The sequence below is a fragment of the Parasphaerochaeta coccoides DSM 17374 genome, assembly GCF_000208385.1.
Taxonomy (GTDB): Bacteria; Spirochaetota; Spirochaetia; order Sphaerochaetales; family Sphaerochaetaceae; genus Parasphaerochaeta; species Parasphaerochaeta coccoides.
This window is the reverse complement of sequence record NC_015436.1, coordinates 806,618-818,960: the sequence shown is the minus strand read 5'-3', so window position 1 is coordinate 818,960 and position 12,343 is coordinate 806,618. Positions and strand designations below refer to the sequence as shown.

The window sequence follows — 12,343 nt, the reverse complement described above, 5'->3', positions numbered from 1 at the left end:
ATGGCGTCTCCAGTATCTATGAATGTACTGCCCCATAATGAAGATGCTGAAAAAGCGGTTCTTGGGGCTGTACTTCTCAATGACCAGCTCCTTGCTGAAATAGATTTTCTCCATGCGGATGATTTCTACAGGACTGGTCATCAAGAACTTTTCGCCGCGATTCAGGAGTTCCATCAGGAAAACGGATCGTTGCGTGTTGACATCATCACAATCGGCGAGTATTTGTCAAGGAAGAACAAGCTGTCCAATGTGGGTGGCTATGCCTACCTCTCATCCATTACATCTGATGTCCCTACCACGACAAACATAACGTATTATGCCCGCATTGTCCGTGACATGGCACTGCGCAGGCGTCTTCTTGATGTGTCATCCCGTCTCCGTACCGACGCTTTTGACGAAGCACAGGACATACAGAAGCTCCTTGATGAGGGAGAAACCCGTATCAATGCCTTGAATTCAGAAGGAGCCGCTGGTGCCGAATATCAGGTGATGAGCCGTCTTATTGCAGACACCTTTGGTCGTATCCAAAAAAGGATGGATTCCAATGATGATGAAGGCATCATGAGTGGATTCCATCGGCTTGATGCAATGACCGGCGGTTTCCAGCCATCTGACTTCATAGTAATCGGCGCTCGACCGTCTGTCGGAAAAACAGCTCTGGCTTTGTCCATGGTACGCTACATGGCAGTTCACAACAACATCCGTGTTGGTTTTTTCTCTCTTGAAATGAGTGCGATTGCCATTACGGAACGCTTGCTTTCCGCTGAAAGTAAAATTGATTTCAAGCGTTTCCGTTCTGCAAAGCTGCTCAAGAAGAATGATCTGGCGGCAATTTCCGAAGCTGCCGATAAATTGTATGAAAAGAAAATCTGCATTCAGGATACGCCCAACATGAAGCTGTTCGACCTGCGTGCCCAAGCGCGGAGAATGAAACGTAAGGAAGGCGCACAGATTATCTTCGTAGACTATATTGGTCTTATTAATCCTGACATGGATTCACGTATCCCACGTCATGAACAGATTGCTGGGGTATCACGCGCCATGAAGTCACTTGCGCGTGAGCTGGAGATCCCCATAGTCTGTCTTTCCCAGGTCGGGCGTGACAGTGCTGAGAAAGAACCCACGTTGGCAAGTCTTCGGGAAAGCGGCTCCATCGAACAAGATGCGGACGTCGTCCTGCTTCTTCACAGGCCATCTCTGGACAAAAAAACTGGCGCGAAAGAAGAAGGGGCTCCCATGAATCTTCCTCCCCCTGAAATACAGAACATCAAGATCATCCTTGCAAAGCAGAGGAATGGTGAGATAGGGGATTTCGAGCTAGGCTTCCACGGGCGGTATGTTTCCTTTGTTAATCTGGAAACACGCATGTGAACAGAAATTACTTTCCGCTCACGTAAAATCTTAAGTCGGCAAGCGTCATGATGACGATTATGGTGATGATGCAGATTACACCGATAATCTGGATACGCATGTACGCCTTCGGGGAAAGCTGTCGTCCCATCACCATCTCAGCAACGCAAATTAGCATGAATCCGCCGTCCAGTGCCGGGATAGGAAGGATGTTTGCAATGGCAAGGGAAATACTAACGACTCCCAGAAGATAAAGCATGGCACGCAGTCCGCTGGAAAAACTCTCCTTGAATCCTTGGAACGTGATGCTTCCAATCATCATGGAGGCTCTCCATGGTCCGGTGAAGCTGTCCCTGATGTTGCCTTTTCCCGTGACCAGGTCGCCAAGTGATGTCAGGGTATTCCGCACCATGTCCAAGGATTGTGTCAGCGAAGACGACAGAGCTTTCGGAAGAGACTGTCCCGTGACGACACGGTTTCCGCTGGCAAGCGAAAAGGAAAGCTGTGCTTTTCCGTCTTTGTCAGTTTCTGGAATGAACTGCACTGTTGCAGTGCTGGCATCCTTGTCATCAGAAATACGTGCTACAACATAAGTCTGGATGCCAGGTGATGCCTCAAGAGCAATGGTCAGGTCAAGCATATTGGTCACTTCGCTGGTTTGGGTCATCACAATGCGGTCACCAGGCAGCAGTCCTGCCGCTTTTTCAGGACTGTCTTCCTTGACGAAGGCAACCACGGGTTCAATATAACTGGTGATGCCAAAGGCGTAGCGATTGTTCTTGTCCTTGAAGGGAGAGACAGGGAATGTGAGGATGTTTCCTTCCCGCTGAACAGTAAAGATGACGGTCTTTCCCTGTGAATTCCACAGGTATTCAACCAACATCTGATAGTCCAGTACAGGAATTTCATCTACTTCAAGGATGGTGTCGCCTGTCTCAAGCCCATGGAGACGGGCGGCATTCATTTCTCCCACCATAGGAAAGAACTGTGAATAGTCGGCTGTCACCACGATTCGCGCAGGGTCGGAAAGTGTGGTGTAGGTCATCATGGAGAAAATCGTATAGACGATGATGGCAAAGATGATATTTGACAAAGGCCCTGCAAGATACGTGAGGAAACGCTTACCGGGACTGGCTGCGAACAGGGAGCCTGCTTCGGTATGAATGAAAGAATCGTTTTTGGCTTCCAGGGCGCGGGTCAGATCATCAGCCCCCTTCATCCGGCAGAATCCACCGACCGGAAGCAGGCTGATGCGGAACTCCGTATGGCCACGTTTCCACGAAAATAGCTTTGGCCCCAATCCGAATGAAAAGACTTCAACTGTGATGCCACAGAAACGGGCAACAATGTAATGCCCCGCTTCATGAACAAAAATCATAATTCCGATTCCCGTAAGGCCAAGGATTACGTTAAGAAGGATATCCCACATCAGACGTGTTTCTCCGAGAGGATGTCTTGTGCAATCCTGCGTGCCGAAGCATCTACCTGCATGACATCCTCGTAGTCTTCGATATATTGTGACCAATTGCCACGCGCAAGTGCTTCTTCAACCGTCGCGTAGATGTCGGGAAACCTGCACGTGCGAGCAAGGAACGCATGGACGGCCACTTCATTCGCCGCATTGAACACTATGGGCAAAGCATCATTCCCCTTGATGCAGGAACGAGCGAGGGCAAGGAAAGGGAAACGTTTTTCATCGGCTTTTTCAAATTCCAAGGAAATATGTGTAAAATCGAGGGCTTTCACCCCTTGGCCAGGGAGCACGCCTCCTGCCAGAGCGGAGAGAATGGGAAGGGACATGTCCGGTGGAGAGAGCTGGGCGTACACTGCGCCATCGACCATTCGAATCATTGAATGAACGATGCTCTGAGGATGAATCACAATCTCAAGGCAGGATGAATCAAAGGAGAACAGGCGCGCGGCTTCAATGAGTTCCAGTCCTTTGTTGGCAAGAGTCGCGGAATCAACCGATATCTTCCTGCCCATGCTCCATGTTGGGTGGGCGGTTGCTTGCTCTGGGGTGATGTCGTACAGCTTTTCCATAGGGATGGTACGAAAAGGCCCACCACTTGCCGTGATGACTAATGAGGAGACCCGTTCCCGTCCGTGCGCGTCAATCAGAGCCTTGAGCGCGCTGTGCTCGCTGTCAACAGGAAAAATGGAGCAACTGTTCCGCCGGGCGGTATTTTCTATCAGAGAACCGGCCATGACAATAGTCTCCTTGTTCGCCAAGGCGAGATCCATTCCGTTCTCCAGAGTCCACCGTGAGGCTGCAAGACCATCTGCTCCCGCTATTCCATTCAGGACGACATCTGCATGTATGTCTTCAAGCATGGAGCGCAGGCCATGCGGTCCGTCATAACGCCTGACATCCGCAGGACAGTGAACAGGGAAATCAGAGAAGCGTGCTCCGGTCAAGCAGACGGCTTCCGCGCCGAGACTGACCGCGCTGTCAATGAGCTTTTGTGCTTGGGTATGGGCTGAAAGGGCGCGGATGCGCAGAGGGGAAGAAAGGGCAGAGAGCCCCTTGATGGCGGTTATTCCGATGCTACCGGTGCATCCGAGAATGATGGCACTACGGCAGGTGGCAGTGTTTCTCATGCGTTAGCCCTGCCTATGCTTGGAGTGTCATGGTGACAAGCAAGAGAAAAAGCGGTGCGCTGGTGAGCAGAGAATCCAGAGAATCAAGCATGCCGCCACGGCCAGGGATGAACCTTCCAGAATCCTTGACGCCCGCTGCTCTTTTGAAGACGGATTCAATCAGGTCGCCGATGGTTGCCGCAAGGGAAACCAAGAGGGCGATTACAGCCGTCTGGATGACACTGAGATGAGTGTATGCCGGGAACAACAGGACGAAAGCGATGCCGATGACCATTGTTGACAGGATGCCTCCGATGAACCCTGCCATGCTTTTGTTCGGGCTGACCTTGAAGATACCCCTGTTGTTTTTCCCTAAAAGCATTCCGAATACATAGGCGAAGATGTCGTTGGTGAAAACAAGCAGGAAGAAAAGAATGAGGTGAAACGTGATGTTCATGTCGGGAAAAGCCGTCAATCTTATGATGAAAGTAGTCAGATAACCCGGATAAACAATGAGCAGCAAGGTAGAACCGAGCCGACGGATTCCTCCGGCGAACATATCTGATGCCCCACGGAAGATTTCAATAATCATGGAGGTTATGATAAGCGAGATGAACATAAGGTCAGTGACAGGGGAGCCGGGGAAAAAATAGAGTTCCCCCCATTGCGCGACAATGAGGAAAGAAGGCAACCAGAAAGGAATCTGAGGAGAGATACCGGTAGCTTTCCGGATGAGTGCATACATTTCATGCGATCCAATCAATACCACCAGGAGGGCAAGAAGGGCAAGGGTCAGGTATGCATAGTGCGGAAGAAACAGGATGAGGCAGAACAGCAAGGGCGGAAGCAACAAGGTGACAAAGATGCGCTTGATCACACTGGTCATACTGATAATCCTCCGTAACGACGGGTTCGTGAGGCGAAGTCATCGCAGAGTTTCTTTACGTCTTCACTATCCCAGTCCGGCCATAGTTTATCATAGAACGCAAGCTCTGCGTAGGCAATCTGCCACAGGAGAAAGTTACTCAGTCTTTTTTCTCCGGCGCTACGTACCACGATGTCCGGGTCAGGCACTGATGGCAGGGTCAATGACGTGGAAATCAGTTCCTCGGTCACGTCCTCTGGACAAGAAATCCTGCCTGTCTTGAGGCAGTCCCGTATAGAACGTACAATTTCATCTCTACCGCCATAGTTTATGGCAAGCACGCAGGTCATCCCCTTGGCCGATGCGGTTTCCCGTATGGTCGCTTCCAGAGCTTCCCGTGAGGCTTGGGGGAGTTGGGATATATCTCCACGGACAAGAATACGGATATCATGAGTCCGGTAGAAATTCAGTTCTCCATGAATCTTGGAAACAAGCATCCCCATCAGGTAAGATACCTCCTGCGCGGGACGCTTCCAATTCTCCGTGGAGAAAACATAAAGAGTTACATAACGGATGCCTTGTTTTGCCGCGGCAATAATGACGCGACGGCAAGCCTTGAGTCCCTCAAGATGCCCTGCCACGCGGGGCAGGGCTCTTTTTTGTGCCCATCTTCCGTTTCCGTCCATGATGAACCCAACATGAGTGGGGATGATGGACGAGACAGTGGTATCAAGCACCTCAAATCTCCATTATTTCCTTTTCTTTATCAGTGGCCAAGGAATTCACCTTGGTGATGAATGAATCCGTCAGTTTCTGGATTCTGGACTCGCCGTCCTTCTGTTCGTCTTCACTGATTGCGCCGGATTTCTGGAGTTTTTTCAGGTCTTCCATGGCATCGCGGCGAATATTGCGGATAGCTACCCGGCTTTGTTCCGCCGTTGCCTTGGAACTTTTTACAAGATCCTTTCTCCGATCTTCGGTCAGGGGCGGAAAATTGATTCTGAGAAGTTTTCCGTCATTGTTTGGATTCAAGCCAAGTTCACTTTTCTGGATAGCCTTTTCAATAGGACCGAGAAGTCCCTTATCCCACGGTTGGATTACGACCATGCGTGCTTCAGGGATGGAAATGCTTGCCACTTGGTTGAGGGGAGTTTCCTGACCATAATAATCGACTTTGATTTTGTCGAAGATTGCAGCCGTGGCACGTCCAGTGCGCAACCCTTGGAAAGATGCTGACAGCGTATTGACGCTCTTGTTCATCTTGTCTTCACATTGTGATAATACATCTTGCATACGATACTCCATGAGAACCGCCTGTCTCCAAAGAAACAGGCGGAATGATAGTCAGTTACGCTTCTACACCAGCACGCAGGAAGTGATAGGAGGCAATCTCCAAGTCAGCTCCGACAGCCTTTGAGACTTCCTTCAGCTTCTGGGCAACGGAAATCTTATCGTCCTTCACAAAAGCCTGATCGAGCAGACATATCTCGCTGTACAACTTGGATAGCTTGCCACGGACAATGCCTTCCTTGACCTTCTCCGGCTTATCGAGGGATGCGGCTTGGACACGGAATATGGAAAGCTGTTCTTCCTCATACTCCTTGGTCACGGTCTTGTCGGAGAGAAACTGGGGAGTGAAAGCAGCGACATGCAGGGCTATGTCATGCGCAAGTTCCTCGACAACGGGATTCTTCAGGACTTCAGGCTTGGAAGCCTTAAGCACGGTGATGACGCCGAGTACCCCGTCGCCATGGATGTAAGATGCCCCGATACTGTCAGCCGGTACATCTTCCACCACGACGGACTTGAGATGCATGTTCTCCTTAATCAGGGAAATCAACCCATCGACCTTGGCGTTAAGCTGGTCATTGGGGGAAGTCCACCCATTGGCGATGATGTCGGTGATAAGCTCATTGCCCAAGGCAATGAAATCATCATTGCGGGCGACAAAGTCAGTCTCGCAGGAAATCTCAAGCAGGACAGCCTTGCCGTCGGAAATACGCGCGAACACACGTCCGTTGTCAGTAGCTCTGTCGCTTCTCTTGGCAACGGCCGCCAGTCCCATCTCCTTAAGAATTTTCGCTGCTGCGTCGAAGTCCCCATCGGCTTTCATCAGTGCTTTCTTGCAATCCATCATTCCGGCGCCGGTGGCGTCCCGAAGTCTCTTTACTAATTCCGCAGTAATAGCTGCCACGATGATACTCCTTCTGTTTTAGTCTTTGTACAAGATTTCTTCATCAACGGAAATGCCAGTGGAGGCTTCATCATCCTCGTCCGCAGGTACATCCGTTGACGAACCATCGAAGTCCTCGAACTTGGCAGTTCCTCCCTCAGTGGAGAACACGATTCCTTCTTCATCTTCTTCATCAGAGCCCGCATCGGCAGATACATCCGCAGCGGGAGCCATTGCGTGAAGGTCATCTTCCAAAGGAAGGCTTTCAATGATTTGGATTCCGGCTTCATTATCAGCATCGACGACGGCATTGGCAATGATTTCGGTGAACAGCTGGATGGCGCGGATGGCATCATCATTTCCAGGGATAGGGTAGTCAATGTTCGTAGGATCGCAGTTGGTATCAACGACAGCTACGACAGGGATTCCCAGACGATTGGCCTCGGCGACGGCAATGGCTTCCTTCTTGGTATCAATAATGAAGACTGCGCCAGGAAGGGACGTCATGTCCTTGATTCCTCCCAAGTTCTTCTCAAGTTTCGTCTTCTCCTTGGTAAGCAGGGAGATTTCTTTCTTGGTAAGGCTGTCAAAGGTTCCATCGACTTCCATCTTCTCGATTTTCTTCAAGGTCGCTATGGATTTCTTGATGGTAGTGAAGTTGGTGAGCATACCGCCGAGCCAGCGATTGTTCACATACGGCATACCGCAGCGATTGGCTTCGGATTCAATGGTCTGCTGTGCCTGTTTCTTGGTTCCGATAAAAAGAATGCTCTTTCCATTGCGTACCTGGGCGCGGATGGCATCATATGCTTCAATGATACATGCACTGGTCTTCTGCAAGTCGATGATATGGATCCCATTCCGTTCCTGGAAGATGTACTTTGCCATCTTGGGATTCCAACGTTTGGTCTGATGACCGAAATGGACGCCTGATTCCAACAGGCTTTTCATGGTGACTACGGACAAAATTCCCTCCTGTTGACGACACACTGCGACATGCCCGTCAGGGACATCACGCACGCATCATCACCCTTCTTCTCGTTCTCACCCGCAAGGGGCGGATATTCCATTCCACTTACGTGGATACGGTATCTGCCATCATGTCAGAAATCCGGGATATTGGCAAGCCCGCGATGGTAGTCCAGTCTCCTGATATTTCCCTGACCAGACGCGCCCCGGCTCCCTGTATCCTGTAGGCTCCGGCTGCGCCCTGCCATTCTCCGGTCGCAAGGTATTCGTGAATCTGGCGGGAATCCAAAGGACGGAATGCAACATCCGCCGTATCGATTCCGGAAAAGAAAGGCAATGAAGAAGGATGTGATGTCCCGATGGGTTCCGCCAGGGGTAGGTAGAGAGCCCATCCGGTAGATACCTGATGGGACCGTCCCTGCATTTTTCCAAGATATGTGAATGCTTCTTCATAATCAGCGGCCTTGCCGAATATTTCATGCCCAAGATGTACCAAGGTGTCGCAGGTAATGACGGGAACCAGGGGATAAGGATTCATGGCAAGGTATGCTTCCATCTTCCGTCGGGCAAGGAGATGTACGATGTCTTGGGGAGCTATGTCCCCATGGGATTCATCACAGTCGGTCGGTATGGCAGTCACGATGATTCCACAGTCTTCAAGGAGTTTTTTCCGTGCGGGGGAACCGGACGCCAGTATGACCGTGCTCATCAGTGTGCCAAGGCGAACTTGGTGGGGAGTGGGGGTGGAAGGTGGCGTCCAGAAAACATCATTGTCATCATGACTCATGTTCCAATTCCTCCATGGCGGCGGTGGTTTCCAGCCATTCTTCGGTCAGGGCGGCATGCCTGCGCTCTTCCTTCTGACGGTCTGAGAAAAGAGCTGTCAATTTCTCAGGGACGGTATAAGTATCTTCTTGTGACATTTCACTGTTGAGCCGTGCAATCTTTTTTTCACAGGAAGCTATTTCCAGAAGGATATCCTCAGCTTTTGTCTTAAGGATTTTGATTCTGTTGCGGCGTCGGTTTTCATCCTTCCAATGAAGTGCGCCATCTTTGGGTTTTTCTCCGTAGGATGACTGGACAGTGCCGATGGACATGGAAGGAGCGGGGATGGCTTCCTTCTGTTCGAGTTTCCATGCGAAGTAGGAGTAGTCTCCCTCAAAAAATTCCGGTGTCTCATGGGAGAGATACAGGATGCGCGTGGCGGTCTTCTCAATGAAATGACGGTCATGGCTGACAAAAACGATTGTTCCGTCATAGGCTTTCAGGGCATCAAGAAGCATTTCCTTGGCATTGATGTCCAGATGGTTCGTCGGCTCATCGAGAATCAGGAGGTTCGCTGGATGCAGAAGTATTTTCAGAAGCGCAAGACGGCTACGTTCCCCGCCTGACAAGACAGTGACTTTCTTATCGATATCGTCATTGGAAAACAGGAATGAGCCCAGGAGGTTCCGCAGACGAGGGATGTCTGATAGTGACGCCGTGGACTCGACTTCCTGCAACACGGTGTTTGCTGGGTCAAGCATATCAGCGGTATCCTGCGCGAAATACCCTGTCGAAACACCGCTCCCCAAGCGAATCATACCCCCATAGTCGGCATCCCTTCCCGCCAGCAGACGGAGGAGCGTTGATTTTCCCATGCCGTTCCGTCCGGTGACTCCCAATCTCTCTCCCTTGCGGACAACGAAGGACAGGTCTGAAAAGATCTGCTGGCTTCCATAATGCTTTTCCAGATGTTCGATGATGACGACATCATTGCCGCTATGGGGAGCAGGGGGAAAGGAAAAAGAAAGTTTCCGCAAGTGACCGGGAATCTCGATCGGTTCGATTTTCTCCAGTTGTTTTATCCGGCTCTGTACTTGTTTGCTCTTTGTCGCTTTGTAACGGAACTTTTCAATGAACTGTTCCGTCCGGCTGATTTCCGCCTGCTGTTGTTTCCACGCTTTTTCCAACGTCTGGAGTTCCATCTCCCGCTGTGTAAGATACGCAGTATAATTTCCGCTATAGCGGGTAAGGTTGCCGTTGAAAAGTTCATAAACTTCAGTGACGGTTTCGTCAAGGAAATACTGGTCATGGCTAACAATCATCACGCCGCCGGGAAATGATTTCAGGTAGTTTCTCAGCCACATGGCGGCTTCGATATCCAAGTAATTGGTCGGTTCATCAAGAAGCATGATATCCGGAGTACTGACCAGCAGGCGGGCAAGGGACACACGCATCTGCCAGCCGCCGGAAAATTCAGCGCATGGTCGGTCGAAATCCTCAAGGGAAAAACCGAGTCCTTGGAGTATGCGGGTGACCAAGGCGTCACGTTGATGGTATCCTTGGGTTTGCAAGATGTCTTCAATGTCATGCAGACGGACAAGAAGCGGTCGTGAGGTGACATCATCGACCATGGAGCCTAATTGTTCTTCGATGGATTTCTTTTCTCCAAGCAATGGACGGAAACGTTCGAAACCTTTGGAGGCTTCTTCTCGGACAGAAAGTTCGCCAAGTACGATATCCGATTGGGGGAGATAGGCGATACGCATGCCTTTTGTCATATCCCTGGAGAGTGAATCAGGGGTTATGAGACCGGCGATAGCCTTCATCAGGGTAGATTTTCCGCTTCCATTGGCCCCGGCAAGGGCGGCACGGCTTGAGGATGACAATGTAAAACCTATGTCGTGCAGGAGATCTCTGTCCCCAAACGCTACGCTGAGGTTCTGTATGTTCAGGCTACCCATGAAGTGTATTTCCGTCCATGATGCAATCCCGTCCGAAAGCCAGGTGTTGCAGATTAGATTTTATCTCTGTATGATGTACCGTACCACAAGAAAGCTGCCACGTGCAAGAAGTGGATGGCTTTATGCCGCATCGTGCCTTGGGATGAACGCGGGTGATGCTGCACGTCACAAGGCAGTCTGGCAGGCAGAAGGAACAGCCCATGTTATGTCTTACCCTGACAGGGAGAACCCTGCTGGAAAACATTTCACAGTATGAGAGGAACAAGGACTGGGTGGGAGCTGTCGAACTGAGGCTTGACTATCTTGAGGAATCGGAAGCACGGCTTGCGGGAAGTCTGCCGGAGCAGTTTCCTGTTCCCATGATACTGACGTGTCGCAGGGAAAGTGATGGGGGGCTGTGTACAAGTACGGAAAGGAAACGTCTTTCCTTGATGAAGGAAGTACTGGACAGGGGAGCCTTTGCTTATGTTGATCTTGAGGATGATTTGAAAAAGACGGAAGCGGAACAGCTTGCCCGCAGGAAAGGAATCAGGATCATCCGTTCTCACCATGATTTTTCCGGCATGCCTGCTGATATCTATGCCCGCATGGCACGCATATTGGCAAAAGGGGACATCCCGAAACTGGCTGTCACCCCGCATACCGTCGAGGATGTGATAAGGCTTTTTCGCATCAAGGATGAAATTCCCGGTTCAACAGAGAAAATTGTCATTGGGATGGGAGTGCTTGGAATACCGACACGTATCCTATACAGGAAGATTGGCTCATCCATGATGTTCTGCTGTGATGAAGCAGCGGAATCCGTTGCTCCAGGGATGCTTTCAGCCCGTGTGTTGAGCGAAGTATATGGAGCCGATAAGGTTGACGCTGAAACTGAAATTTTCGGTATCATAGGCAATCCTGTGTCCCAGTCGGCTTCCCCACTGATACATAATCCTGGTTTCCGGGCAATCAAGAAGAACGCCATCTATTCCTTGTTCCCTGTCGATGCCGTCCGGCCTTTTTTCAGATTGGCAGATGTCTTGGATATCCGTGGTTTTTCGGTTACCGTGCCTTTCAAACGGGATGTGATTCCTTATCTGGGGACTATCTCCCGTGAAGTCAAGCAGATAGGCTCCTGTAACACCGTCGTGCGGGTCAAGGATTTGTGGAAGGGTATCAACACCGACTACCATGGTTTTCTTTCCCAGCTTATGCCAGCCATCACTTCAGGGAGAGTCAGGACAGCCTTGATTCTGGGAGCAGGCGGCGCGGCGAGGGCTGTGGCGTGGGCATTGCACAATCATTCAGTGAAGATAACCATACTCAACAGAAGCGCGGAAGCCGCCCGGAAGTTGGCTGCGGAAACCATGGCTGGATGGGATGTCCTGGAGAACATTTCTGAATACAGCGGCAAGTCTGATATGATTGTTCAGACGACATCGGTAGGGATGACACCTGACAGCGATGAGGATCCCTCTGCCGGATATGTCTTTTCTGGAAAAGAAATAGCATACGACCTTGTGTATAAGCCTCATCAGACACGCTTCCTTCTCCGTGCGGCGGAGGCGGGATGTGAAGTCATCTATGGCGCGCAGATGCTGCTGGAACAAGGCAAGCTTCAGTTCGAGGCATTTACAGGATATCATTACCCCCATTGGCTGGAACCCGATTGGTAACGGGACGGACAACACGAGTACG

At 50.7% G+C, this 12,343-nt stretch carries 11 protein-coding genes; 2 read left to right on the top strand and 9 right to left on the bottom strand.

The annotated features are described in order from the left end of the window. A complete protein-coding gene (dnaB, locus tag SPICO_RS03565) occupies nucleotides 1–1,371 on the top strand; it encodes a replicative DNA helicase (protein WP_013739319.1) in 1,371 nt (456 codons plus the stop codon). Nucleotides 1,372–1,378: 7 nt separating this feature from the next. Here dnaB and rseP read toward each other — a convergent pair whose 3' ends face one another. The 9 genes from rseP to abc-f form a co-directional block, all read right to left on the bottom strand. Beyond that, on the bottom strand, nucleotides 1,379–2,779 hold the full coding sequence (gene rseP / locus SPICO_RS03560) for an RIP metalloprotease RseP (protein ID WP_013739318.1): 1,401 nt from the start codon (nucleotides 2,777–2,779) through the stop codon (nucleotides 1,379–1,381). Then, on the bottom strand, nucleotides 2,779–3,951 hold the full coding sequence (gene dxr / locus SPICO_RS03555; protein WP_013739317.1) for a 1-deoxy-D-xylulose-5-phosphate reductoisomerase: 1,173 nt from the start codon (nucleotides 3,949–3,951) through the stop codon (nucleotides 2,779–2,781). The genes rseP and dxr overlap by 1 nt, the downstream gene beginning before the upstream one ends. Before the next feature lie 13 nt (nucleotides 3,952–3,964). Continuing rightward, the gene (locus SPICO_RS03550) at nucleotides 3,965–4,816 is read right to left on the bottom strand and encodes a phosphatidate cytidylyltransferase (RefSeq protein WP_013739316.1); all 852 of its coding nucleotides are present in this window, start codon (nucleotides 4,814–4,816) and stop codon (nucleotides 3,965–3,967) included. Beyond that, the gene (gene uppS, locus SPICO_RS03545; RefSeq protein WP_013739315.1) at nucleotides 4,813–5,532 is read right to left on the bottom strand and encodes a polyprenyl diphosphate synthase; all 720 of its coding nucleotides are present in this window, start codon (nucleotides 5,530–5,532) and stop codon (nucleotides 4,813–4,815) included. Before uppS ends, SPICO_RS03550 begins: the two co-directional genes overlap by 4 nt. Before the next feature lies 1 nt (nucleotide 5,533). After that, nucleotides 5,534–6,088: a ribosome recycling factor gene (gene frr / locus SPICO_RS03540; protein WP_041395032.1), complete on the bottom strand. Its 555-nt coding sequence runs from the start codon at nucleotides 6,086–6,088 to the stop codon at nucleotides 5,534–5,536. Nucleotides 6,089–6,143: 55 nt separating this feature from the next. After that, on the bottom strand, nucleotides 6,144–6,989 hold the full coding sequence (gene tsf / locus SPICO_RS03535; protein ID WP_013739313.1) for a translation elongation factor Ts: 846 nt from the start codon (nucleotides 6,987–6,989) through the stop codon (nucleotides 6,144–6,146). 18 nt (nucleotides 6,990–7,007) lie between these two features. Continuing rightward, nucleotides 7,008–7,934, bottom strand: coding sequence for a 30S ribosomal protein S2 (rpsB, locus tag SPICO_RS03530; RefSeq protein ID WP_041395030.1), 927 nt, complete (start codon nucleotides 7,932–7,934; stop codon nucleotides 7,008–7,010). Nucleotides 7,935–8,043: 109 nt separating this feature from the next. Continuing rightward, a complete protein-coding gene (locus SPICO_RS03525; RefSeq protein ID WP_013739311.1) occupies nucleotides 8,044–8,724 on the bottom strand; it encodes a Maf family protein in 681 nt (226 codons plus the stop codon). Then, nucleotides 8,714–10,663: a ribosomal protection-like ABC-F family protein gene (gene abc-f, locus SPICO_RS03520; RefSeq protein ID WP_013739310.1), complete on the bottom strand. Its 1,950-nt coding sequence runs from the start codon at nucleotides 10,661–10,663 to the stop codon at nucleotides 8,714–8,716. Before abc-f ends, SPICO_RS03525 begins: the two co-directional genes overlap by 11 nt. 155 nt (nucleotides 10,664–10,818) lie before the next feature. Here abc-f and aroE point away from each other — a divergent pair, with 155 nt between their 5' ends. Then, nucleotides 10,819–12,321, top strand: coding sequence for a shikimate dehydrogenase (aroE, locus tag SPICO_RS03515; protein WP_245523227.1), 1,503 nt, complete (start codon nucleotides 10,819–10,821; stop codon nucleotides 12,319–12,321). Nucleotides 12,322–12,343: the final 22 nt, after the last annotated feature.

What these genes read in the sequence shown, in the direction of transcription:
- dnaB (WP_013739319.1), top strand. Translation starts at nt 1, where the DNA reads ATGGCGTCTCCAGTATCTATGAATGTACTGCCCCATAATGAAGATGCT.
- rseP (WP_013739318.1), bottom strand. Translation starts at nt 2,779, where the DNA reads ATGTGGGATATCCTTCTTAACGTAATCCTTGGCCTTACGGGAATCGGA.
- dxr (WP_013739317.1), bottom strand. Translation starts at nt 3,951, where the DNA reads ATGAGAAACACTGCCACCTGCCGTAGTGCCATCATTCTCGGATGCACC.
- SPICO_RS03550 (WP_013739316.1), bottom strand. Translation starts at nt 4,816, where the DNA reads ATGACCAGTGTGATCAAGCGCATCTTTGTCACCTTGTTGCTTCCGCCC.
- frr (WP_041395032.1), bottom strand. Translation starts at nt 6,088, where the DNA reads ATGCAAGATGTATTATCACAATGTGAAGACAAGATGAACAAGAGCGTC.
- SPICO_RS03525 (WP_013739311.1), bottom strand. Translation starts at nt 8,724, where the DNA reads ATGAGTCATGATGACAATGATGTTTTCTGGACGCCACCTTCCACCCCC.
- abc-f (WP_013739310.1), bottom strand. Translation starts at nt 10,663, where the DNA reads ATGGGTAGCCTGAACATACAGAACCTCAGCGTAGCGTTTGGGGACAGA.
- aroE (WP_245523227.1), top strand. Translation starts at nt 10,819, where the DNA reads ATGCTGCACGTCACAAGGCAGTCTGGCAGGCAGAAGGAACAGCCCATG.